Annotated in this window: 22 protein-coding genes and 1 pseudogene; 16 read left to right on the forward strand and 7 right to left on the reverse strand. The window is 70.5% G+C overall.

Annotation, left to right across the window (positions count from 1 at the left end; all coding sequences use genetic code 11):
• Nucleotides 1–49: 49 nt before the first annotated feature.
• Nucleotides 50–1,471: a DNA repair protein RadA gene (radA, locus tag QM809_RS06815; RefSeq protein WP_415045049.1), complete on the reverse strand. Its 1,422-nt coding sequence runs from the start codon at nucleotides 1,469–1,471 to the stop codon at nucleotides 50–52.
• A 141-nt stretch (nucleotides 1,472–1,612) separates the two neighbouring features.
• On the reverse strand, nucleotides 1,613–2,311 hold the full coding sequence (locus QM809_RS06820) for a copper-binding protein (RefSeq protein WP_415045050.1): 699 nt from the start codon (nucleotides 2,309–2,311) through the stop codon (nucleotides 1,613–1,615).
• A gap of 284 nt (nucleotides 2,312–2,595) precedes the next feature.
• On the opposite strand from QM809_RS06820, the gene QM809_RS06825 reads away from it, so the two are divergent.
• The 5 genes from QM809_RS06825 to rlmB are packed head-to-tail and all read left to right on the forward strand — an operon-like array spanning nucleotide 2,596 to nucleotide 6,649.
• Nucleotides 2,596–3,084, forward strand: a complete 489-nt coding sequence (locus QM809_RS06825; RefSeq protein ID WP_415045051.1) for a CarD family transcriptional regulator — start codon at nucleotides 2,596–2,598, stop codon at nucleotides 3,082–3,084.
• Nucleotides 3,081–3,797: a 2-C-methyl-D-erythritol 4-phosphate cytidylyltransferase gene (ispD, locus tag QM809_RS06830; RefSeq protein WP_415047028.1), complete on the forward strand. Its 717-nt coding sequence runs from the start codon at nucleotides 3,081–3,083 to the stop codon at nucleotides 3,795–3,797. Before QM809_RS06825 ends, ispD begins: the two co-directional genes overlap by 4 nt.
• Nucleotides 3,794–4,273, forward strand: a complete 480-nt coding sequence (gene ispF, locus QM809_RS06835) for a 2-C-methyl-D-erythritol 2,4-cyclodiphosphate synthase (protein WP_415045052.1) — start codon at nucleotides 3,794–3,796, stop codon at nucleotides 4,271–4,273. The genes ispD and ispF overlap by 4 nt, the downstream gene beginning before the upstream one ends.
• 11 nt (nucleotides 4,274–4,284) lie before the next feature.
• On the forward strand, nucleotides 4,285–5,679 hold the full coding sequence (cysS, locus tag QM809_RS06840) for a cysteine--tRNA ligase (RefSeq protein ID WP_415045054.1): 1,395 nt from the start codon (nucleotides 4,285–4,287) through the stop codon (nucleotides 5,677–5,679).
• Between the two features lies 1 nt (nucleotide 5,680).
• The gene (rlmB, locus tag QM809_RS06845) at nucleotides 5,681–6,649 is read left to right on the forward strand and encodes a 23S rRNA (guanosine(2251)-2'-O)-methyltransferase RlmB (RefSeq protein ID WP_415045055.1); all 969 of its coding nucleotides are present in this window, start codon (nucleotides 5,681–5,683) and stop codon (nucleotides 6,647–6,649) included.
• A 480-nt stretch (nucleotides 6,650–7,129) separates the two neighbouring features.
• On the opposite strand, the pseudogene rarD reads toward rlmB, so the two are convergent.
• Both rarD and QM809_RS06855 read right to left on the reverse strand, forming a co-directional pair.
• Nucleotides 7,130–7,942, reverse strand: a pseudogene (gene rarD / locus QM809_RS06850) (EamA family transporter RarD); the annotation flags it as partial.
• A 7-nt stretch (nucleotides 7,943–7,949) separates the two neighbouring features.
• Nucleotides 7,950–8,720, reverse strand: coding sequence for a LamB/YcsF family protein (locus QM809_RS06855; protein ID WP_415045056.1), 771 nt, complete (start codon nucleotides 8,718–8,720; stop codon nucleotides 7,950–7,952).
• Between the two features lie 633 nt (nucleotides 8,721–9,353).
• Here QM809_RS06855 and QM809_RS06860 point away from each other — a divergent pair.
• Both QM809_RS06860 and QM809_RS06865 read left to right on the forward strand, forming a co-directional pair.
• Nucleotides 9,354–10,907 carry a carboxylesterase/lipase family protein gene (locus QM809_RS06860; RefSeq protein WP_415045057.1) on the forward strand — a complete coding sequence of 518 codons (1,554 nt, stop codon included), beginning with the start codon at nucleotides 9,354–9,356 and terminating at the stop codon, nucleotides 10,905–10,907.
• Between the two features lie 4 nt (nucleotides 10,908–10,911).
• A complete protein-coding gene (locus QM809_RS06865) occupies nucleotides 10,912–11,403 on the forward strand; it encodes a DUF2599 domain-containing protein (RefSeq protein WP_415045058.1) in 492 nt (163 codons plus the stop codon).
• A 241-nt stretch (nucleotides 11,404–11,644) separates the two neighbouring features.
• Here QM809_RS06865 and QM809_RS06870 read toward each other — a convergent pair whose 3' ends face one another.
• Genes QM809_RS06870 through QM809_RS06880 form a run of 3 tightly spaced genes read right to left on the reverse strand, consistent with a single transcriptional unit; the run spans nucleotide 11,645 to nucleotide 14,297 of the window.
• Nucleotides 11,645–12,499 (reverse strand): metal ABC transporter permease, encoded by an 855-nt coding sequence (locus QM809_RS06870; RefSeq protein ID WP_415045059.1) that lies wholly within the window; start codon nucleotides 12,497–12,499, stop codon nucleotides 11,645–11,647.
• Nucleotides 12,496–13,302 (reverse strand): metal ABC transporter ATP-binding protein, encoded by an 807-nt coding sequence (locus QM809_RS06875; protein ID WP_415045060.1) that lies wholly within the window; start codon nucleotides 13,300–13,302, stop codon nucleotides 12,496–12,498. Before QM809_RS06875 ends, QM809_RS06870 begins: the two co-directional genes overlap by 4 nt.
• On the reverse strand, nucleotides 13,299–14,297 hold the full coding sequence (locus QM809_RS06880; protein WP_415045061.1) for a metal ABC transporter solute-binding protein, Zn/Mn family: 999 nt from the start codon (nucleotides 14,295–14,297) through the stop codon (nucleotides 13,299–13,301). The genes QM809_RS06875 and QM809_RS06880 overlap by 4 nt, the downstream gene beginning before the upstream one ends.
• A 156-nt stretch (nucleotides 14,298–14,453) precedes the next feature.
• On the opposite strand from QM809_RS06880, the gene mshA reads away from it, so the two are divergent.
• From mshA to QM809_RS06925, 9 genes are all read left to right on the forward strand, one after another.
• Entirely contained in the window at nucleotides 14,454–15,767 is a 1,314-nt protein-coding gene (gene mshA / locus QM809_RS06885; RefSeq protein ID WP_415045062.1) for a D-inositol-3-phosphate glycosyltransferase, read from the forward strand.
• A complete protein-coding gene (locus QM809_RS06890) occupies nucleotides 15,764–16,357 on the forward strand; it encodes a YbjN domain-containing protein (RefSeq protein ID WP_415045063.1) in 594 nt (197 codons plus the stop codon). The genes mshA and QM809_RS06890 overlap by 4 nt, the downstream gene beginning before the upstream one ends.
• A 137-nt stretch (nucleotides 16,358–16,494) precedes the next feature.
• The gene (locus QM809_RS06895; protein WP_415045065.1) at nucleotides 16,495–18,102 is read left to right on the forward strand and encodes an AMP-binding protein; all 1,608 of its coding nucleotides are present in this window, start codon (nucleotides 16,495–16,497) and stop codon (nucleotides 18,100–18,102) included.
• Nucleotides 18,103–18,529: 427 nt separating this feature from the next.
• Entirely contained in the window at nucleotides 18,530–19,399 is an 870-nt protein-coding gene (locus tag QM809_RS06900) for a hypothetical protein (RefSeq protein ID WP_415045066.1), read from the forward strand.
• A gap of 5 nt (nucleotides 19,400–19,404) precedes the next feature.
• Nucleotides 19,405–19,794 (forward strand): ABC transporter permease, encoded by a 390-nt coding sequence (locus QM809_RS06905; protein ID WP_415045067.1) that lies wholly within the window; start codon nucleotides 19,405–19,407, stop codon nucleotides 19,792–19,794.
• A 24-nt stretch (nucleotides 19,795–19,818) separates the two neighbouring features.
• Nucleotides 19,819–20,583 carry a phosphoglyceromutase gene (locus tag QM809_RS06910; RefSeq protein ID WP_415045069.1) on the forward strand — a complete coding sequence of 255 codons (765 nt, stop codon included), beginning with the start codon at nucleotides 19,819–19,821 and terminating at the stop codon, nucleotides 20,581–20,583.
• A gap of 96 nt (nucleotides 20,584–20,679) precedes the next feature.
• Nucleotides 20,680–21,003: a GNAT family N-acetyltransferase gene (locus QM809_RS06915; RefSeq protein ID WP_415045070.1), complete on the forward strand. Its 324-nt coding sequence runs from the start codon at nucleotides 20,680–20,682 to the stop codon at nucleotides 21,001–21,003.
• A 112-nt stretch (nucleotides 21,004–21,115) separates the two neighbouring features.
• The gene (locus QM809_RS06920) at nucleotides 21,116–22,324 is read left to right on the forward strand and encodes a sensor histidine kinase (protein WP_415045071.1); all 1,209 of its coding nucleotides are present in this window, start codon (nucleotides 21,116–21,118) and stop codon (nucleotides 22,322–22,324) included.
• The gene (locus tag QM809_RS06925; protein ID WP_415045072.1) at nucleotides 22,321–23,010 is read left to right on the forward strand and encodes a winged helix-turn-helix domain-containing protein; all 690 of its coding nucleotides are present in this window, start codon (nucleotides 22,321–22,323) and stop codon (nucleotides 23,008–23,010) included. The genes QM809_RS06920 and QM809_RS06925 overlap by 4 nt, the downstream gene beginning before the upstream one ends.
• Nucleotides 23,011–23,023: the final 13 nt, after the last annotated feature.

The following is a 23,023-nucleotide window of genomic DNA, read 5'->3' on the forward strand; positions in this document are numbered from 1 at the left end:
CCGTCGTCGTGCGGCTCCCGTCGTCGTGCGTCCGGCGACGGGAGACGGCTCAGAAGGGGGCGTCGGCGTAGTCCTGCGGGGTGCGGGGCCTCGTCGTCCGCCCGCCTGCCCGGACCCCGGACGACGTCGCGGCCAGCGCGGCCTCCTCCAGGTTCGCGACGCGGCTGACCGAGATCCCGGACGGCATGTCCTCGTCGGAGCCCGCGGGGATCACCGCGTGCGTGAACCCCAGCCGCCTGGCCTCGGCGACGCGCCGACCGATCGACGACACCCGCCGCACCTCGCCGGTGAGACCGACCTCGCCGATCGCGACGGTGCCCTGGGGGATCTCCTTCTTCTTGTGCGCCGACATCAGGGCGAGGAACAGGGCGAGGTCGGCGGCGGGCTCGGTGACCTTCATGCCGCCGACCGTCGAGACGTAGACCTCCATGTCGTGCGTCTTGATGCCGCCGTGCGCGCCGGCGACGGCGAGCATCATCGCCACCCGCGCCGAATCGAGCCCGGAGACGGCCCGCCGCGGCATGTTCGCCTCGGTCTTGTTCATCAGGGCCTGGATCTCGCCGACCAGGGCCCGCCGGCCGTCCATCGCCACCAGGTTCACGCTGCCCGGGACGGCGCCGTCGCGCTCGTGGACGAAGATCCCCGACGGGTCGCGCACCTCGTGGATGCCGTCGCTGCGCTGCTCGAAGCAGCCCACCTCGTCCGACGGGCCGAACCGGTTCTTGATGCCGCGCACCAGCCGCAGCGACGAGTGCCGATCCCCCTCGAAGGCCAGCACGACGTCGACCAGATGCTCCAGGGAACGCGGACCGGCCACGTTGCCGTCCTTGGTCACGTGGCCGACCAGGATCACCGAGACGCCGCTGTTCTTGGCGAGCGAGACCAGCGCGGTGGTCACCGCCCGGATCTGGGTGACGCCGCCGGAGACGCCGTCGGTCCCGGTGGCCTGGACGGTCTGCACCGAGTCGACGATCAGCAGGGTCGGGCGGACCTGATCGACGTGGCCGAGGATGGTCGCCAGATCGGTCTCGGAGGCCAGATAGACGTTCTGGTGCACGGCTCCGGTGCGTTCGGCGCGCAGCCGGACCTGCCCGGCCGACTCCTCGCCGGTCACGTACAGCGCGGTCCGGCCTGCGGCGGCCCAGTGTTTGACGGTCTCCAACAGCAGCGTCGACTTGCCGACGCCAGGCTCCCCGGCGAGCAGGATCACCGAACCGGGCACCACCCCGCGCCCGAGGACGCGGTCGAACTCGGCGATCCCGGTCGGAGTGGCTCCGGCGATCTCGGCGTCGATCTCGGTGATCCGCACCGCCGGGCTGCGCGGGGCCACCGAGACCGGTGCGCCCGGCGCCGCCGCGGGGGCGCCCTCCGTGATGGACCCCCACTCCCCGCAGTCGGGGCACTGGCCGACCCATTTGGGCACCTGGTGCCCGCACGCGCCGCACCGGTAGATCACCTTCGTCTTCGCCACGCGCCCACTGTAGTGGCGCCCTCCGACAACGGGGCCGTCGTCGACGACGGAGGTCGTGACACCGCTCTGCGCGGGGCCGCCACGCAGATGCGACGGGCCCCGATCCGCGAGGGATCGGGGCCCGTCCGGCAGAGGAGAGGCTCAGTGGTGGCCGCCGTCGCCGTGCTTCGGCTGGACGTCGCGGATCACGTCGACCCGCTCGTTGAGGGCGGTGCTGTCGACCGGGGTCGAGACGGTGATCGACTTCTTGCCGATCGACGGTCCGGTCGGCTTGCCGTCCTTGTCCGCGGGGAGGTTGTAGACCTCGAAGTTCAGCGTCAGGGGGACGGTGAGGCCGGGGGCGACGGTCTCGCCGGTGCCGTTGAGCTCGGCCTTGACCCGGGTGAGGCCGTCTTTCTCGACGTCGTCCCAGTTCGACGGCTCACCCGCGGCCAGGAAGCCGTTCGGGCCGATGACGGTGTCGTCGGCGGGGGTCAGCGTGACCTTGCCCTTCGGCGCGGTGATGCCGGTCAGCTTGACGTGGCGGACCTGGCTGTCGTTGGCGATGGTGAAGACCAGCTGGAACGGGCCGCCCGCGCCGAACACCTTCGACGCCTCGTCGACCGGGTACATGATCTGCAGGTTGCGGACGGCGATCGAACCCGGCAACTCGCCCGGGTTGCTCTTGTCGGCATCGAGCTGAAGCGTGCCGTGAGCGCCGTTGATCGCGGCTTCCTTGTTGTTGGTCTGCGAGATCTTGCCGGAACCGCACGCGGTGCTTCCCATGACGAGCGCGAGGCCGAGCGCGCCCACCACGGTGCCCTTGGCGATGCGGCGGGTGGTCCGAGTGAACACTGACACCTGAATCCTCCGAAAATTTCGCGCGTCGCGCATGATGCCGCGTGACGCTTCACTACGCAGCGTAGTGGGCGGCCCGGACAAAAGTCAGACGGGGTGGTCAGATTGGTCCGAAATCGGTGCGGGGGAGCGGTCCGGGCGGTCGTCGGACCTGGGGCGACCGTGTCGCACGAGCGTCTCGACGGGGCGGTTCTACGACGCTCTGTAGGCGTTCTGACCTGCACGGCCGGTGAATCGGTGTCGGGGGTGCGTGTTAGACTGGTAACACTCGAAAGGGGCACGGAGCATTGAATTTCAAAGTTGGCGACACCGTTGTATATCCGCATCACGGTGCTGCTCGGGTGGAAGACATCGTCGTACGGACCATCAAGGGTGAAGAGGTCGAGTACCTGGTCCTGAAGGTGACCGACGGTGACATGACGGTGCAGATCCCTTCCAGCAAGCTCGAATACGTCGGTGTTCGCGACGTGGTCGGCGCAGAGGGGCTGGACCAGGTGTTCGACGTGCTGCGCGCGCCGCACACCGAGGAGCCGACCAACTGGGCCCGCCGCTTCAAGGCCAACCAGGAGAAGCTGATCTCGGGCGACATCATCAAGGTGGCCGAGATCGTCCGCGACCTGTGGCGTCGTGAGCAGGACCGCGGACTGTCCGCGGGTGAGAAGCGCATGCTGACGCGTGCCCGTCGCGTGCTGGTCGACGAGCTCTCGCTCGCCCAGGACACCGACGAGGCTCGCGCCGACACCATTCTCGGAGAGATCCTGGCGGCGGCGTCCTGACGCAGCCCGAGGGGGAACGCCCGTCCGACGGGCAGAACGAAGAACGCAGCGGGCGCGTCGTCGCCCTCATCCCCGCTGCCGGACGAGGTGTTCGCCTCGGTCTGGAGCGGCCCAAAGCGTTCGTCGAGTTGAACGGCCGCACGCTGCTCGCACGCAGCGTCGCGGCCGTTCGCGCATCCGGGGTCGTGGACGAGGTGGTGCTGGTGGTGCCGCCGGAACTGGTCGACGTCGTACGCGGCGAACACCCGGAGACGACGGTGGTGGCCGGCGGCGCCGAGCGCAGCGACTCGGTCCGGGCCGGACTCGCCGCGGCCGGCGACGCCGACCTGATCCTGGTGCACGACGCCGCGCGTGCGCTCACCCCGCCGTCGTCGTTCACCGCCGTCGTCGAGGCGCTGCGCGGCGGCCGGGACGCCGTGGTGCCGGGGCTGCCCGTCGTCGACACGCTCAAACGCGTCGACGCGGACGGGACGGTGCGGGACACCCCCGCCCGCGGCACGCTGCGGGCGGTGCAGACCCCGCAGGGGTTCGCCGCCGACGTGCTGCGACGGGCGCACGCCGGCGCGGCCGAGGCCACCGACGACGCCGGGCTGGTCGAGGCGCTCGGCGTCCCGGTGCAGGTGATCGACGGCGACGCGCTGGCCTTCAAGATCACCGCGCCCCACGACCTGCGGCTCGCGAAGCTGCTGCTGGCAGGGGAGGAGATCGGATGAGGGTCGGCATCGGCACCGACGTGCACGTGATCGAGGCCGGTCGCGACTGCTGGATGCTCGGCCTGCTGTTCGATGGTGAGGACGGGTGCGCCGGCCACTCCGACGGGGACGTCGGGATCCACGCGCTCTGTGATGCGCTGCTCTCCGCCGCCGGACTCGGCGACCTGGGATCGGTCTTCGGCGTCGACCGGCCCGAGTGGACGGGCGTGACCGGCGCCCGGCTGCTGGTGCACGTCGCGTCCCTGCTCGACGAGAACGGATTCGCGCCGGTCAACGGCGCGGTCCAGGTGATCGGCGACCGACCCAGAGTCGGGCCGCGTCGAGCGGAGGCCCAGCGGTTGCTCGCCGAACTGCTCGGCGCGCCGGTCTCCGTCTCGGCCACGACCACCGACGGGCTCGGCCTGACCGGCCGCGGTGAGGGCATCGCGGCGGTGGCCACGGCGCTGGTGGCCCCGAAGAATCCGCCGCTGAAGTAAGATCGCGGGTCGTGACTCTTCGCCTGTACGACACCGCGGCCCGCGAGGTCCGCGACTTCGTTCCGCTCCGCCCCGGTACCGCCACCGTGTACCTCTGCGGCGCCACCGTGCAGGGCGTCCCGCACATCGGCCACGTCCGCAGCGGCATCGCCTTCGACGTGCTGCGCCGCTGGCTCGCGCACGCCGGGCTGGACGTGCTGTTCGTCCGGAACGTGACCGACATCGACGACAAGATCCTGCGCAAGGCCGCCGACCATGACCGGCCGTGGTGGGAGTGGGCCGCGACGCACGAACGCGCGTTCACCGCCGCCTACGACGCGCTCGGCGTGCTCCCGCCGTCGGCCGAACCGCGGGCGACCGGCTTCATCACCCAGATGGTCGAGTACATGCAGCGCCTGATCGACCGCGGCCACGCCTACGCCGCCGACGGCAACGTCTACTTCGACGTGCGCAGCCTGCCCGACTACGGCAGCCTCTCGCGCTTCAAGCTCGACGACGTCTCGCAGGGCGAGAGCGCGGGCACCGGTAAACGCGACCCGCGCGACTTCACCCTGTGGAAGGCCGCCAAACCGGGGGAGCCGTCGTGGCCGACGCCCTGGGGCCCGGGACGTCCCGGCTGGCACCTGGAGTGCTCGGCGATGGCCACCTCGCTGCTCGGCGGCGAGTTCGACATCCACTGCGGCGGCATGGACCTGATCTTCCCGCACCACGAGAACGAGATCGCCCAGAGCCACGGCGCGGGCGACGGCTTCGCCCGGTACTGGCTGCACAACGGCTGGGTCACCATGAGCGGCGAGAAGATGAGCAAGTCGCTCGGCAACGTGGTCTCGATCCCCGAGATGCTCAAGAAGGTCCGTCCGGTGGAGCTGCGCTACTACCTCGGCAGCGCGCACTACCGGTCCATGCTGGAGTACTCCGACAAGGCGCTGCACGAGGCCGCCACCGGTTACCGGCGGATCGAGTCGTTCGTGCAACGCGTCGCCGACCGGGTCGGCGAGGTGGGCGTGGGCGACGTCTCCGCCGAGTTCGCGGCCGCGCTCGACGACGATCTCGGCGTGCCCGCCGCGCTCGCCGTCGTGCACAACGCGGTCCGCGAGGGCAACGGTGCGCTCGAGGCCGGGGACGGTGCGCGGGCGCAGGAGATCGCCGCGCAGGTCCGCGCCATGATGGGTATCCTCGGCACCGATCCGCTCGATCCGCGCTGGCGGACCGGGGGCGGCGCCGACGAGGCGGCCACCGCCGCACTCGGCGTGCTGATCGGCGCGGAACTGGAACGACGCGCCGCGGCGCGCGCGGCCAAGGACTGGGCCGTCGCCGACGAGGTCCGCAACCGGCTCGAAGAGGCCGGAGTGGACGTGACCGACACCCCCGACGGCGCCCAGTGGGCGCTGCAGAAGAAGGACTGACATGGCCGGCAACTCTCAGCGCAAGGGCGCGGTCCGCAAGTCGGGCAGCAAGAAGGGCCAGGTCGTCGGATCGGGCGGACAGCGTCGTCGCGGGCTCGAGGCCCGCGGTGCGACGCCCAAGGCCGTCGACCGCACCTACCACCCGGCGCACAAGAAGGCGAAGGCCGCGGCCAAGGCGAAGAACGCCGCCGGCCGCGGCGCGGCGCGGCGCAAGGACGACGGTCCCGAGCACGTCGTGGGACGCAACCCGGTGGTGGAGTGCCTCCGCGCCGGGGTGCCCGCGACGGCGCTCTACGTGATGACCACCATCGACGCCGACGACCGGGTCCGCGAAGCCATCGCCGAAGCCGGTGACAAGGGCATCGCGATCCTGGAGGCGAGCAAGGCCGAACTCGACCGCCTCACCGTCAACGGCCTGCACCAGGGCCTGGCCCTGCAGGTCCCCGAGTACGCCTACGCGCACCCCGACGACCTGCTCGCCGACGCGCTGGCCTCGCCGACCCCGCCGCTGTTGGTGGCGCTCGACAACATCACCGATCCGCGGAACCTCGGCGCGGTGATCCGCAGCGTCGCAGCGTTCGGCGGTCACGGCGTGCTGATCCCGGCACGCCGCTCGGCCAGCGTCACCGCGGTCGCGTGGCGGACCAGCGCGGGCGCGGCCGCCCGGCTGCCCGTCGCCCAGGCCACCAACCTCAACCGGACGCTGCTCGACTGGGCGAAGGCGGGCTGCCAGATCGTCGGGCTCGACGCCGGCGGCGACGTGACGCTCGACGAGTACGACGGCACCGGTCCGACGGTCGTGGTGGTGGGCTCGGAGGGCAAGGGTCTCTCGCGCCTGGTGCGAGAGAACTGCGATTCGGTGCTCTCGATCCCGATGGCGGGCGACGTGGAGAGCCTGAACGCGTCGGTCGCGGCCGGGGTGGTGCTCGCGGAGTTCGCCCGTCAGCGTCGTGCGGTGCCGGGCGCCTGACCCCTTCTTCGGGATCGACGAGGCTTCGACACCGGATCCTTCGTCGCCGGGCTCAGCCGTCGTCGTGGTCGTGAGCCGGTCGTCGCCGACGCGCATCCGCGGGCGTGTCGCGTGTCCTCTTCCGCGTCGCGACTCATCCATGGACCGCGACACAGAAGAGGACACGCGACACGGGCACAACCCTCGTGCCGCGAACGCGTCTGTGACACGGGCGTCGCTCCGCCGTCCGCCGGGCGTGCCGAGCGGTCCGCGTCGCAAGGGCCTCCGCACAGCTCCCCGAACCGGGGAGGAGCGCAGCGACGAGACGAGTCGAAGGGGGCTCTGCGCGCCCCGCATCCCGGCGGCTACAGCGGCATCTCCCTCGGACTCGCCGCGCCGTCGAGTCTTCGCCCTCGACCGCCCGGCCAGCAGGGCGTCGGTGCTGAGCACGACCAGTGCCACCCAGACGATCCCGAAACCGATCCAGCGGGCGGGCGAGACGTGCTCGCCGAGCAGCGTCACCGCGCAGATCAACTGGATGACCGGGGTGATGAACTGGATCAGCCCGACCGTCGTGAGCGGGATGCGCCGGGCGGCGGCCGCGAACAACAGCAGCGGCACCGTCGTCGCCACCCCGCTGAAGACCAGCAGTCCGGTGTGCACGGCGCCGTGCGAGCCGAACTCCAGACCCGGTCCGACGGTCGCGACCAGCACCAGGATCGTCGCGGCCACCGGAGTCAGGATCAGCGTCTCCAACGTGAGACCGTGCAGGGCCGGGAGCTCCGCGCCGACCTTCTTCTTGACCAGCCCGTACAGGGCGAACGACGTCGCCAGGGTCAGTGCCGTCGCCGGGAACGCCCCGCCGGCGAACGCCAGGTACAGCGCCGCGACGGCACCGATCCCGACCGCGACCCACTGCAGCGTGCGCAGCCTCTCGCGCAGGACGACGACGCCCAACGCCACCGTGACCAGCGGATTCAAGAAGTAGCCGAGCGCCGCGTCACTGGTGTGCCCGGAGGTCACCGCGGCCACGTACACCACCCAGTTGATCCCGATCAGGACCGCCGCGGCGGTGAGACCGATCATCATCCGGCGGCGTCGCAGCAGGGGCGGCAGCCACGCCCAGTCCCGGCCGGCGGCGAGCACGACCAGGCAGAGCAGCGCCGACCACAGGATCCGGTGGGCCAGGATCTCCCACGCCCCGGTGGGGCGCAGCGCGTCGAAGTAGATCGGGAACAGACCCCACAGTCCGTAGGCGCCGAAACCGGCGGCCAGGCCGCGCGCGGACTCCCCGGCGAAACGCTGCTTGTTCACCGGGCGCTCATCGGGCCCGGACGTGCACGCCCGCGGCGGTCAGCGCCCGGCGGACGGCCCGGGCGTGTTCGACGGCCCCGGGAGTGTCGCCGTGCAGGCAGATCGAGTCGGCGGTGATCGCGATCTCGGTGCCGTCGATCGCCCGGATCCGCTCCCCGGTGGCCAGCTTCACCACGCGGTCGGCGATCACGGCGGGATCGGTGAGCACGGCGCCGTCGAGCCGGCGCGAGACCAGGGTCCCCTCCGACGTGTAGGCGCGGTCGGCGAAGGCCTCGGTGAGCACCGGGATCCCGGACTCGCGAGCGAGGGCGAGGGAGAGTGAATCGGGCAGTCCCATCAGGGGGAGACCCGCCTCACCGACGGCGGTCACGACCGCGGCGGCCTGCTCGGGGTGGGCGACGACGGTGTTGTACAGCGCCCCGTGCGGCTTCACGTAGTCTACGGTGCCGCCGACGGACCGGGCGATCTGCGACAGCGCGCCGATCTGGAACAGCACGTCGGCGACGAGATCGTCGGGATCGATCTCCATGAACCGGCGACCGAATCCGTCGCGGTCGGGGTAGGACACCTGCGCGCCGATCCGGACCCCCGCATCCACCGCCTGTCGGCAGGTGCGGCGCAGCAGGCTCGGTGTTCCGGCGTGGAACCCGCAGGCCACGTTCGCGCTGGTGACCAGCTGGACCATCGTGGCATCGTCGCCGACGCCTTCGCCGAGATCGGCGTTCAGATCGATCACGCGAGCCTCGTCGGGGCGGCGTCGATCGGCGGCGGGGGACATGGTCACATGGTAGATCGCCTTATGCTCCGCGCCCGGTGCGCCCTCGCCTCGTGATACGACGGCGTCCTCGCTGGTCGTCTTCGGCTCGTCGGTCGGGATCTCGACTCCGCTCGATCACCGAAGAGGCTCGATCGCCGAAGAAGCTCGATCGCCGAGGGGGCTCGATCACCGAGGGGGCCGACCGCCGAGGGGGCCGACCGCCGAGGGGTCCGACCGCAGAAGGGGCCCGACCGCAGAAGGGGCCCGATCACTGAAAGGAGATCGAGCGCGGCGGATGCCGGTGGTGAGGTGCGGTCACGATGTGCGCGAAAACGGGGGTCGCAAAGGCTATCTGCCATCGGAGCCCCCGTTTTCATGCACATCGTGACGGGTTCGGTCGGATCGGAAGGACCTGCTCTCGGTACACGGTTCCTCACGCTGGCCGGGGACTCCTCCCGATGGTCGAGCGGAGTCGAGACCACGGCCTGGGCACCGAATGATCTCGACTCCGCTCGATCACCGAGGCGGCTCGGTCGCCGACTCCGCTCGATCGCCGACTCCGCTCGATCACGGAGGACGGCGTGACCACCGGGGAGGTGCGACCGCCGAGGACGGCATCCGGCAACGGGAATCACTCATCTAGGGTGAGTCACCATGGCACAGATGGATACGCGTGTGGCAACCGTCGAGGGGCCGGTCTCCGGAGTGCGGGGGCGGCGGACGCGCCGGGGGACCGCGTCGTGGCTGGGCATCCCGTACGCCGCGCCGCCGGTCGGTCCGCTCCGGTTCCGGGCACCGCAGCCCGTCGCACCGTGGACCGAGGTCCTCGAGTGCGACGAATACGGTTCCGCACCGATCCAGGACCGCCTGTTCACGGCCCGCGCGAACGGCCGCTTCCATCCGCGCAGCGAGGACTGCCTGACGCTGAACGTGTTCGCCCCGGACACGGTCTCGACCGCGCCGCGACCGGTGATGGTCTTCTTCTACGGCGGTGCGTACCTGCTGGGCGGGACGTCGACCCCGATCTACGACGGCGCGTTCCTCGCCCGGGCCCGCGACGTGATCGTGGTGACCGTCAACTACCGATTCGGGGCCTTCGGATTCCTGGATCTGAGCGCCTACTCCACACCGGAACGCCCGTTCGACGGCAACTGCGGTCTACGGGACATGGTGGCCGCCCTGGAGTGGGTGCAGCGCAACGTCGCCGCATTCGGCGGCGACCCGGATCGGGTGACCGTCTTCGGGGAGAGCGCGGGCGGCGCCGCGGTGCTCACGCTGCTCTCGACCCCGGCCGCGGAGGGTCTGTTCTCCCGGGCCATCGCCCAGAGTCCGGCGGCCGACCTGGTGGTCCACCGGGACAACGCCGCGCTGCTCGCCGACGAGTTCGTCCGCCAGGTGGTGGACCCGAAGCGTCGTGCGGGACGGGAGCGGACCGGAGTGCTGGAGCCGGCCGAGGTGGCCGACATCGTCGACGGCGCCGACCCGGGAACGCTGCTGGCCGCGAGCAAACGGCTCCTCGGCTTCACCAAGCACGCCGGGCTCTCCGACCCGTTGCCCTTCGCGCCGGTCGTCGACGGCGACTACCTGCCGCACTCCCCGGTGGCGGCCGCCCGCGCCGGGAAGACCCACCGGGTGCCCCTGATGATCGGCCACAACCACGACGAGGGCGAACTGTTCGCGCGGTTCTGGAACATCCTCCCCGAATCGAGCCACTACCTGGTCGGCGTGCACGACCCGGAGGTGCGCGCGGAGATCGAGCGGATGTATCCGGGCACCGGGGATCAGATCCGGCTCTCCGCCGACGCGGTGTTCTGGATCCCGACGACCGTCTTCGCCGAGTGCCACGCCGAGCACTCGCCGACCTTCGTCTACCGCTACGACTATTCGGCGCTGGCCCTCAAGATCAGCGGGATCGGCGCCACCCACGCGACGGAGCTGCTCGCGGTGTTCGGCGTGTACCGCCATCCGATCGGGGTGGGCCTGGCCGCGGCGGGCAGTTGGGGTTCCACCAAGCGGATCACCGGCACGATGCAGTCGTTGTGGACCTGGTTCGCCCGGACCGGCGCCCCGTCGCAGCGGTGGCCGCGGTACAGCGCGGAGGAACGGAACGTGCTGGTGCTCGACGACCCGGTGCGCCTGGAGGTGGATCCGGACGGGGCACGGCGTGCCGCGTGGGAGCGCGTGCACCTGCAGATGCGGCAGGACTGAGACGATGACGCGGGTGACACCGCGGCGCGGGGCCGCGCTCGCGGCGGGGCTGGCCGTCGTCGTCCTGCTCGGCGGATGCGGATCGGACGACGACCCGTCCACCTGGCCCAGCCGCTACCTGACGCCGTCGAGTTCCTCCTCGGTCCGGCCGAGCGTCCCGACGGTGCGTTCGACGCCGCCGTCGCTCCCGCCGCCGTACATCGAGCGCGTCGAATGGGCGCAGACCGAGGTGGGCCCGAGCCTGCAGATCCATCCGACGCCGGCGGGCCGGAAGGTGGAGGGCGACGACGTCGAGGACACCGCCTGGCGCGAGGTCCTGGCACTGGATCCGAGCGCCGACACCCCGGGGATGCGCGCGCAGTTCGACTGCCACTGGAGGTTCGCCCGCGTGGTGGATCCGGACAAGACGAGCTGGAACCTGGAGCCGGCTCGCCCGGTGGTGACCGAGGAGGAGATGATCTCCGCCCGCTGCAACCCGGGCTTCGCCGAGGAGTAGCGGACTCGACGGGCGGGCGGGGATCTCGACTCCGCTCGATCATCGAAAGGGGTGTCTCGCTCCCCGAAAGGGGTGTCTCGATCATCGAAAGAAGCCTCTCGATGATCGAAAGGGGCGTCTCGAACATGGAAGGGGCGTCGCGCGCTCCTCGAAAGGCGCGTCTGCGCAGTCAGGCGAGTTCTTTCGCTGGTCGAGCGAGTCCGCTCGGTGGTCGAGCGGAGTCGAGACCGGGGCGACGTCCTCAGTCGCGGGCGCGCATCCCGACGGCCCGGCAGATCAGGTAGATCACGAACGAGATCGTCGTGACCAGCACCGACACGGGCAGTTCGGGGGCCAGTGACAGGATCAGTCCGCCCACCGAGGCGAGCAGCGCGAAGGCGACCGACAGGACGACCTGCCGGGTCGGCGACGCGGTGAGGCGGGCGGCGGCCGCGGCCGGGGTGATCAGAAGCGACATCACCAGCAGGGCGCCGATGATCTGCACGCCCTGGGCGGCGGCGAGCCCGACGAGGATCGCGAACACCACCGACAGCGTCCGCATCGGGACGCCGTTCGCGGTGGCCACCCGCGGATCCAGGCTCGCGAACAGCAGCGGCCGGTAGATCACCGCGAGCACGGCGAGCACCACCGCGGCGGTGATCGACACGGCGATCAACCCGCCGGAGCCGACGCTCACCACCTGACCGGTGAGCAGGGCGAACCCGGTCCCGGCCCGGCCGTGCAGGTGCAGGAAGAGCACGCCGAGGCCCAGCCCGAACGCCATGACGACGCCGATCACCGAGTCGCGTTCGCGGGCGCGGTTGCCGAGCCAGCCGAACACCGCCGCGGCCAGCACGGCGCCGATCACGCCGCCGGCCTGCACGCTGACTCCGGCGAGCAGCGCCGCGGCGGCGCCGGTGAACGAGAGCTCCGCGGCGCCGTGCACGGCGAAGCTCATCTGCCGGGCCACGATCATCGGCCCGAGCAGCCCGCCGACCAGGCCGAGCAGCGCCAGCGCCAGCAGCGACTGCTGGACGAAGGTCCGGCCCAGCAGATCGACGGTCTGCGAGAAGTTCCAGAAGTCGCCGATCCCGGCGGCGAGCGGATACGTGGTCATCGGGCGATCACTCGGGGGTCCTCGCTGTCGTCGGTGTGCTCGGTGCAGTGGGGATGGTCGCCGTCGGCGCCGACCACGACCAGGCGGTCGGCGATCTCGATCACCTCGACGCGGCTGCCGTACAGGTCCGAGAGGGTCTCGGAGTTCATCACCTCGGTGACGGTGCCGATCCGGAAGGCGCCGTCGACCAGGTAGAGCACCCGGTCGACGAACGGGAGCACCGGATTGATCTCGTGCGTCACGAACAGGATCGCGGTGTCACGGCGTCGTCGTCGTTCGTCGAGGAGGTCGACGACGGTGCGCTGGTTGCGCAGGTCCAGGCTGGCGAGGGGTTCGTCGCACAGCAGGAGCGCGGGGTCGTCGGTCAGCGACTGGGCGATGCGCAGTCGCTGCTGTTCGCCGCCGGAGAGCAGCCCGAACGGCTGGTCGGCGTAGCGCTGCGCATGGACCTCGGCGACGGCCGCGTCGACGCGGCGGGCGCGCTCCCGGCGCCGCCGCCACCCGATTCCCCACGATGTGCCGTCGACCCCGAAACCGACCAGGTCGCGGCCGCGCAGGGACATGGTGTCGGAGTCGTCGGCGTGCTGCTGCGGCACGTAACCGAGCCGTCCGTGCACGGTCAGCGACCCCGAGGTCAGGGGGAGCCGCCCCAGGATCGTGCGCAGCAGGGTGGTCTTGCCCGAGCCGTTGGGGCCGAGCACCGCGATGAACTCGCCGGGCTCGACGGCCAGATCCAGCCCGCGCCAGAGGACCCGCTCGCCGACGGCGACCGTGGCCCGGGAGAACTCGACGACCGGACTCATCCGTTGAGGGCCTGTTCGAGGCGCTGGATCTGCGTGGACTGCCAGTCCAGGTATCCGGTGACGCCCCGCGGCAGGGATTCGGTGACCTCGACCACCGGGATCTTGGTCTCGCCGGCGAGCTTCAGCAGCGCTTCGGTCGCCGGATCCACGGCCTGGGTGTTGTAGATCAGGGCGCGGACCTCACGCTTCTTCAGCAGATCGTCGAACGCCGCGACGTCGGCGGCGGACGGCGACTGACCGTCTTCGACGGCGGCGGTGAAGGCGGGCGGGGCGACGTCGGTCAGGCCTGCATCGTCGAGCAGATAGTGGGCCAGCGGCTCGGTGGCGGCGACCTTCGCGCCGGCGGCACGGGTCTTGAGCGCGGTCAGCCGGTCCCGCAGCCCCTTGAGCCCGGTGGTGAACTTCGCGGCGTTGTCCTTGTAGTACGAGGCGTTCTTCGGGGAGACCTTGCTCAGTTCGGCGGCGGTCTCGTCCGCGACCAGGCCGACCACCTCGAGGTCGTAGAAGACGTGTTCGTTGACGGCGTGGTCGTGGTGGTGCCCTTCCTCGCCGTGCTCGTCGTGATCACCGTGCTCGTCGTGATCGTGATCGTCCTCGGCGGACTCTCCGGCGCCGCCGGGCAGCAGGGAGACGGCGTTCACCTGGTACGCCTTGGAGGACCCGGCGGCCTTCTCCATGTAGGCGTCGTAGTCGAGGCCGTTGTAGACCAGGACGTCGGCGTCCTCGATCTTGGCGGTGTCGGCGATCGACGGCTCGAACTCGTGCGGGTCGGAGCCGGGGGAGTTGAACAGCGCGGTGACCGTGCCGCGGTCGCCGACGACGGCGCTCGCGACGGAGCCCCAGACGTCGGTGGAGGCGACGACGGTGGGGGAGTCGGTCTGCGCGGGCGCGTCGTCGCCGCTGCCGCAGGCGACCGCGGCGAAGGCGGTGGCGCCGACCAGCGAGGCTGCGGCGAGACGACGCAGGGTGCTGCGGCGGGAGGGAGTGGCGTGCATCGACGGCCCAGCCTTTCGATAATGACAATCGTGTCCAGCATGGAGTCTAGGTTCGGCGCCCGCCGACGACCAATAGCGATCGGTGCATGACATCGGTCCCGTCGGGGAGGACCCGGCGCGGGCCGACCGCCGGGAAGCATGTCTTAGTCTGGATCCATGACCGGTGTCCCGCGCCCGCGCCGCCTCGCTCTGATCTCGGTGCACACCTCCCCGTTGGCGCAACCGGGGACCGGGGATGCGGGCGGACTCAACGTCTACGTCTGGCAGACGGCACGACGTCTCGCGCGCCGCGGCATCGAGGTGGAGATCTTCACCCGGGCCACGTCGTCGTCGGACGAACCGCTGGTGGAGGCGGCCCCCGGCGTGACCGTGCGCAACGTGGTGGCCGGGCCGTTCGACGGCCTCGACAAACGTGACCTGCCCGGCCAGCTGTGCGCGTTCTCGGCCGGCGTGCTGCGCGCCGAGGCCGCGCATCCGCGCGGCTACTACGACCTGATCCACTCTCACTACTGGCTCTCCGGCCAGGTCGGCTGGCTGGCCCGCGATCGCTGGCAGGTGCCGCTGGTGCACACGGCCCACACGCTGGCCGCGGTGAAGAACACCTCGCTCGCCGACGGCGACACCGCCGAGCCGATGGGGCGGGTGATCGGCGAACAGCAGGTGGTGGCCGAAGCCGATCGGCTGATCGCGAACACCCGTGCCGAGGCGTCCGAACTCGTCGAGTTCTACGCCGCGAACCCCGCCAAGATCGACGTCGTGGTCCCCGGCGTGGACCTGGACTGTTACTCGCCGCGGCCGCGCGCGCAGGCCCGGGCAGCGCTGGGGCTCGACCCCGACGACGTGCTGGTGACCTTCGTCGGACGTATCCAACCGCTCAAGGCGCCGGACGTGCTGCTCGCGGCGGCGGCGCCGCTGATCCGCGCCGACCCCACCGGTCGGCTGCGCCTGCTGATCGTCGGCGGACCGTCCGGCACGGGTCTGGAGCGGCCGACGGCGCTGGCCGATCTCGCGCGTGACCTGGGCGTCGCGGACCGGGTGACCTTCCTGCCGCCGCAGGCGCCGGTCGATCTGGCGAACGTCTTCGCCGCGTCGAACCTGGTGGCCGTGCCCAGCTACTCCGAGAGTTTCGGCCTGGTGGCCGTGGAGGCGCAGGCATGCGGTGTGCCGGTGATCGCGGCCGACGTCGGCGGACTCGGGGTGGCGGTGCGGGACGGCGTCACCGGCCGTCTCGTCGCCGGGCACGACATCGACGTCTGGACGCGCGAACTGAAGGCGATGCTCGACGACCCCGCCGGCCTGGAGCGCTACGCCGCCGCCGCGCCCGCACACGCGCAGGCCTTCTCGTGGGAGCACACCGTCGATGCGCTGCTCACGTCGTACGGTGCGGCGATGGCGGGCTTCCCGCGCCGTTCCCCGCTGGGCCGCAGACGCCGCGGCTGGCTCAAGCCCCGACCGAGGATGGCAGGATGACCGATCCCACCGAACGGAATCTGACGACCCTGGAGGCGGTGCTCACCGAATCGGGCATCGATTACGTGCGCAAGGACTCCGGCGGCGCGAAGGCCGAGCACGTGGTCGTCGAACTGCCGGGTGAGCGCAAGCTCAAGACCACCGTGCTGCTGACCGCGGGGGTGCACGGGGTGCGCGTGGAGGCGTTCGTCTGCCGCCGGGCCGACGAGAACCATCAGGCGTTCTACCGCTATCTGCTGCTGCGCAACCGGCGTCTCTACGGGGTGGCCTACACCCTCGACAACGTCGGCGACGTCTATCTGATCGGGCGGATCTCCGCGGAGGCGCTGACCGGCTCGGAGGTCGACCGGGTGCTCGGGCAGGTCCTGGAGGCGGCCGACGGTGATTTCAACAAGCTGCTCGAGATCGGTTTCCTCACCTCGATCCACCGGGAGTGGGCCTGGCGCACCGCCCGCGGGGAACCGATGGCGAACCTGCGGGCCTTCGCGCATTTGATCGACGAGTCGAAGCTGCCCGAGATCGGGCCGCTCGACGACGGCGCCCCGACCTCGGTCGACGAGGCCTCGGCCGGCGGGGGCGTCGTCGACTGAGCGTTCGTTCCGTACGTGTGGTTCGTCGGATTGTCTAAGCTGTGACCCGACACTGTCGCCTCGGGCGGGGTGACCCATCTGACCGTGACAATCGTTATTGATACGATCGTGCCGCAACTCACTACTGGAGGATGTCCATGAGCTTCCGCAATCCGTACGACGACGTCGAGATCCCGAACGTCAGCGTCTACGACTACCTGTTCGGCTCGATCGCCGATGCCGACCTGGAGCGCACCGCGCTGATCGACGCCCGTACCGGTGCGGCCACCACCTACGGACAGCTGATCGGCTCGATCGACGCGGCCGCCGGTGCCCTGGCCGCCCGCGGGATCGCCGTCGGCGACGTCGTCGCGGTGCTGTCGCCGAACATCCCGGCCTTCGCGACCGTCTTCCACGGCATCCTCCGTGCCGGCGCCACGGCGACCACGCTGAACGCGCTGTTCACCGAGAAGGACATCGCCAAGCAGCTGGTCGACTCCAAGGCCAAGATGCTGATCACCATCTCGCTGATGGCCCCGCAGGCCAAGGAGGCGGCCGCCGAGGTGGGCATCCCCGCCGCGAACGTCATCATCCTGGACGGCGAGGGCGAGGCCGGCGCCGACGGTCACCCGAACGCGGCCGACCTGCTCGGTGCCGGACTGCCCGCCCCGGAGGTCTCGTTCGACCCGGCCACCCACCTGGCCGTCCTGCCGTACAGCTCGGGCACCACCGGCAACCCGAAGGGCGTCATGCTCAGCCACCGCAACCTGGTGGCCAACGTCGCGCAGATCGAGCCGCTCAACGGCATGACCGAGGAGGACGTCGTCCTCGCCGTCCTGCCGTTCTTCCACATCTACGGCATGACCGTGCTGCTCAACTCGGCGCTCAAGGCCCGCGCCGCGCTGTTCATCATGCCGCGCTTCGACCTGCTGGAGTTCCTGCAGGGCATCCAGGACCACAAGGTGACCCAGGCGTTCATCGCGCCGCCGGTCGCCGTCGCCCTGGCCAAGCACCCGGTCGTCGACAAGTACGACCTGTCGTCGCTCACCACCATGCTCTCCGGCGCCGCGCCGCTCGACGGCGAACTGGGCAAGGCTGTCGCCGAGCGCCTGAACCTGCGCATGCTGCAGGGTTACGGCATGAGCGAGCTCTCGCCGGTCAGCCACATGATCCCGGCCGACGGCGGCGAGCAGTCGCGCGGCGTCGAGGCTCCGCTGGCCTCGGTGGGCTGGGCCGTCCCGAACACCGAGAACAAGCTCATCGACCCGGCCGACGGCTCCGAGATCGGGATCCCGGCCGAGGGCGTCTCCGCGGCGGGCGAGCTGTGGGTCAAGGGCCCGAACGTGATGATCGGCTACCTGAACAACGAGCAGGCGACCGCCGAGACCATCGACGCCGACGGCTTCCTGCACACCGGCGACATGGCGACCGTCGACGCGACCGGCTGCGTCACCATCGTCGACCGGCTCAAGGAGCTCATCAAGTACAAGGGCTACCAGGTGCCGCCGGCCGAGCTCGAGGCGCTGCTGCTGACCCACCCGAAGATCGCCGACGTCGCGTGCGTCGGTGCGCTCGACGAGGAGGGCGAGGAGGTGCCGAAGGCGTTCGTCGTGGTCCAGGAGGGCCAGGAGCTGACCGCCGAGGAGGTCATGGAGTTCACCGCCGAGAACGTCGCGCCGTACAAGAAGGTGCGCCAGGTGGAGTTCATCGCCCAGATCCCGAAGTCGGCCGCGGGCAAGATCCTGCGCAAGGATCTGCGTAAGTAAGTCGTACGACGACCCCGGGCCGGTGCTCCGCGATTCCTCGCGGGCCCGGCCCGGAGTCGTCTCCCGGTCGGTTTCCTCCCGCCGGTCGAGTCCCTGCGCCGGGCGATTCCGCTCGAGGGGCGATCTCCTTCGAGGGTCGATTCCGCTCTAGGGGCGGTCCCCTTCGAGGGTCGACTCCGTTCGAGGGGCGGTCCCCTTTGAGGGGTCGACTCCGTTCGGGGGCGGTCCCCTTCGCTGGTCGAGCGGAGTCGAGACCCGGGCCGACCGTTCCCCGAGCCTGCGAGTCGAAGGGCTCTTGAGTTCTGCGCGCCGGAGCTCCTTCGACGCGGTCCTCGGCCGACGCCTCGGTCCGACTCTCTCCGTGCGGAGTCGTTCTCGACCGGTGGTGTGACAGGGTGAGACGCGTCGGGGAGGCGAGGAGTGGGGTATGCGCGGAGTGCGCGTGGGTTGGATCGTGCTGGCGGGGAGCGCCCTGGTCTACACGGTGTGGGCGGCGTTCGAGTCGGCGGGGGCGTCGGGCTGCGGGAAGGGCGGCCCTCGGTATCCGTCGGGTACGTCATGCGAGAGTTCGACGGATCAGGTTCTCGGGGTCTGGTCGCTCCTCGGAGTCGGACTGGTGCTGATCGGGCCGCCGTTGGTGGCGGCGCTGGCGATGCGGATCCGGGTGTCGTGGCTGGCGGTCGTCGGACTGGGCGCGGCCGCCCTTCTCGGCGGCGTGCACATGTCCGAATCCACGAGCATGCTGCGTTTCGCCGGACCGATGCTGCTCTTCGCCCTGGTCGTGACCCTGGTCCAGACGGCGTTCCGGTCGTACGACGGCCGAGGGGCGCACACCGCTCGGGTCCGTCCGGTGAAGTCCGTGCGGGTGAGTTGGATCGTGCTGGCGGGAAGCGCCCTGGTCTACACGGTGTGGACGGCGTTCGGGCCGGCGTCGGCGGGATCGCTGGGCTGCCGGCAAGGCGAGGGGCCGATGCCGTCCTACGCCCCGACCGGAGCGACGTGCGAGAGCCCGCTGTACCACGTGTTCGGGATCTGGCCGGCGCTCGAGATCGGCCTGATACTGGTCGCGCCGCCGCTGATCGCGGCGCTGGCGATGCGGACGTGGGTGTCGTGGCTGACGGTCGTCGGACTGGGCGTGATCGCCTTCCTCGGCCTCGCCCACTGGGCCGAGTTCTGGGGCACGCTCCTCTTCGCGATCCCGATGCTGATCGTCGCGCTGTTCGTGACCGGGTTCCAGACGATGTTCCGGTTCTCCGGCGGCGGGGCGGCCCACGGTGTTCCCGGGGTCGTCGAATGAAGGCCATGCGGGTGAGCTGGATCGTGCTGGCGGGGATCGCGCTGGCCTACGCGGTGTGGACGGCGCTGGGGCCGGCGGGGAGGTGGTCGCTGGGGTGCCGCAAGATGCCGGACGCGACGTGCGACATCCCGATGTACCACGCGGTCGGAGTGTGGCCGCTCGTCGTCATCGGGGCCGTGCTGGCCGGACCGCCGGCGCTGGCCGCGCTGGCGTCGGCGACCCGGGTGTCGTGGCTCATGCTCGGGGCGCTGGTCGTGGTGGCCTTCCTCGGCCTGGTGAACTGGTCGGAGTTCTGGGGCTCGTTGCTGTTCGCGATCCCGCTGCTGGTCATGTCCTTCGTCGTCACCTTGCTGCAGATGGTGTTCGCGCAATACGACACCGGCCGGACGGACTGATCCGGGTATGGGAAACTGTGACCCATGAGCAACGGCAAGCTGATCCTGATGCGTCACGGCGAGTCCGAGTGGAACGCCTCCAACCAGTTCACCGGCTGGGTGGACGTCGATCTCACCGACAAGGGCCGCGCCGAAGCGGTGCGCGCCGGTGAACTCCTCGCCGAGCAGGGTCTGCTGCCGGACGTCCTCTACACGTCGCTGCTGCGCCGCGCGATCGTCACCGCGCAGATCGCCCTGGACAACGCCGACCGTCACTGGATCCCGGTGGTCCGCGACTGGCGCCTCAACGAGCGTCACTACGGCGCCCTGCAGGGCCTGAACAAGGCCGAGACCAAGGCCAAGTACGGCGACGAGCAGTTCATGCTGTGGCGCCGCAGCTACGACACCCCGCCGCCCGCCATCGAGGCCGACGCCGAGTACAGCCAGGTGGGCGACCCGCGGTACGCCGACATCGAGGTCCCGTTGACCGAGTGCCTGCTCGACGTCGTCAAGCGGCTTATCCCGTATTTCTCCGAGACCATCGGCGCCGACCTCAAGGTGGGCAAGAACGTCCTCGTCGCCGCGCACGGCAACTCGCTGCGCGCCCTGGTCAAGCACCTCGACCAGATCTCCGACGAGGACATCGCGCAGCTGAACATCCCGACCGGGAACCCGCTGGTCTACGAGGTGACCGACGAGCTCCGCGCGGTGGCCCCGAGCGGTGATCCGCTGGCTCCGAGCGGCGCCTACCTCGACCCGGAGGCCGCCGCCGCAGGCGCCGCCGCCGTGGCCGCCCAGGGCAACAAGTAAGAGACCTCCGGCGCGTTCTGGGGACTTTGGTCCGCAGAACGCGCCGGGCCCGTCATGGCCCCGGCATCGGGGGGTGACCTCCGCTACATTGGAGTCATGACTGACGGGGCAATCACGGTGACGCATCTGGCCGAGCGCGAACGCTACCGCGCCGAGATCGACGAGGACGGCGCGCCCGTCGAAGTCGGATACATCGACTACACGCGCGACGCGGGCCACGCCGACGGCGACCGCATCGCACTCACCCACACCGTGGTCTACGACCGTTTCGGCGGCCACGGCTACGCGGGGCAGCTGGTCCGCACGGTGCTCGACGACATCCGCGCCGACGGCAACAAGGTGGTGCCGGTGTGCTCGTACGTGGTGCGGTACATCGAGAAGCACCCGGAGTACTCCGACCTGGTGGCCGCCACGGGCTAGGCGCACCGGCCGGTTCACCTTCCGGACACCCGCGGGAATCCTTCGTGAACTCCCGCCGAACCGGGCCCGCCGGACTCGCTCCGCCGTGTTGACTGGCCGTAGACTCCCGGTTGTGTCCGAGTCCAGCGGAAGCCTGTCCGCGCCCGATGAACAAGCCGGTCAAGGCATCTCAGGCCCGGCGTTCGTCGACGAAGATGCCGTCACCTACAACTCCGACGGTTCGGTCTCCCGCGGCGGTCTGCTGAATCTTCTGGTGACCCACTCCGAGTCGGGGATGGCCGTCGTCGACGCCGAGCATCGGATCGTGCTGTTCAATCAGCGCGCCGTGGAACTGGGTCTCCTGCGCGACAGCCTCGCCGATCCGGTGGCGGCCGCGGTGACCGAGGTGTTCACCACCGGCATCGAGCAGCGCTTCGAGTTCGTGCCGCCGGTCTCCACCATGGGGTTCGTCTCCACCGGCCGCACCATGCCGCGCACCATCGAGAACGTGCGCTGCGTGGTGGACCTCGCCGAGCACGGGACCTCCCGGTACGCCCTGGTCTACGGTGACGACGACTCGACCAACCTGCGGGTGGAGGCCACCCGCCGCGACTTCGCGGCCAACGTCTCGCACGAGCTGAAGACCCCGCTCGGCGCCATCAGTCTGATGGCCGAGGCCATGCTCGAATCCCGTGACGACCCGGACGCCGTCGAGCACTTCGGTCATCGCGTCCTCCACGAGGCCACCCGGATGAGCACCCTCATCAACGAGCTCATCGGGCTCTCGCGGCTGCAGGAGGGCCGGATCGACCAGTTCACCGAGATCGACATCGACTCGCTGGTCGACGACGCGCTCGGCTCGGCCTCGGTGAGCGCCGAGGTGGCGCAGATCGATCTGGTGAGCGACGGCCCGTCGGGACTCGCGGTCCTCGGCGACCGGACGCTGCTGATCACCGCGCTCAACAACCTCATCATCAACGCCGTGAACCACTCCCAGCCCTCCGACGTGGTCTCGGTCAGCCGCAAGGTGACCGAGATCGACGGCGAGGAGATGGTGGCGATCGCGGTGACCGACCGCGGCATCGGTATCGCGCCGGCGGACCAGCAGCGCGTCTTCGAACGGTTCTTCCGGGTCGACAAGGCCCGGTCGCGCGCCACCGGCGGCACCGGCCTCGGCCTGGCGATCGTGAAGCACGTCGCGGCCAGCCACGGCGGCCACATCGGCCTGTGGAGCAAACCCGGCACCGGATCCACCTTCACCCTGTACATCCCGCTCGTCGACACCCCGCACGACCCCGACAACTTCCGCACGACCCTGACAACTAAGGAAGTCACGCCTTGACGCACGTACTGATCGTCGAAGACGAGGAAGCCCTGGCCGATCCCCTGGCCTTCCTGCTCCGCAAGGAGGGCTTCGAGGCCAGCATCATCAACGACGGCTCCGAGGCCGTCGCCGCCTTCGAACGACTCGGCCCGGACATCGTCCTGCTCGACCTGATGCTGCCCGGCATGTCCGGAACCGAGATCTGCAAGGTGATCCGCGCGAAGTCGTCGGTGCCGGTCATCATGGTGACCGCGCGGGACAGCGAGATCGACAAGGTCGTCGGTCTGGAACTGGGCGCCGACGACTACATCACCAAGCCGTATTCGGCTCGCGAACTGATCGCCCGGATCCGCGCGGTGCTGCGCCGCGGCGGCGCCGTGGCCGAAGAGGACGACGTCGCCACCGGGGTGCTGGAGGTGGGCCCGGTCCGGATGGACGTGCAGCGGCACACCGTCACCGTGGCGGGCAAGGACGTGACGCTCCCGCTCAAGGAGTTCGACCTCCTCGAGTACCTGCTGCGCAACGCGGGCCGCGTGCTCACCCGCAGCCAGCTCATCGACCGGGTGTGGGGCGCCGACTACGTGGGCGACACCAAGACGCTCGACGTCCACGTGAAGCGCCTGCGTTCCAAGATCGAGCCCGATCCCTCGCAGCCGCGTCACCTGATCACCCTGCGCGGCCTGGGCTACAAGTTCGAGCCCTGAGCGGTCCAGTCGC

The sequence above is a fragment of the Gordonia sp. (in: high G+C Gram-positive bacteria) genome (assembly GCF_047600385.1).
Classification (GTDB): Bacteria; Actinomycetota; Actinomycetes; order Mycobacteriales; family Mycobacteriaceae; genus Gordonia.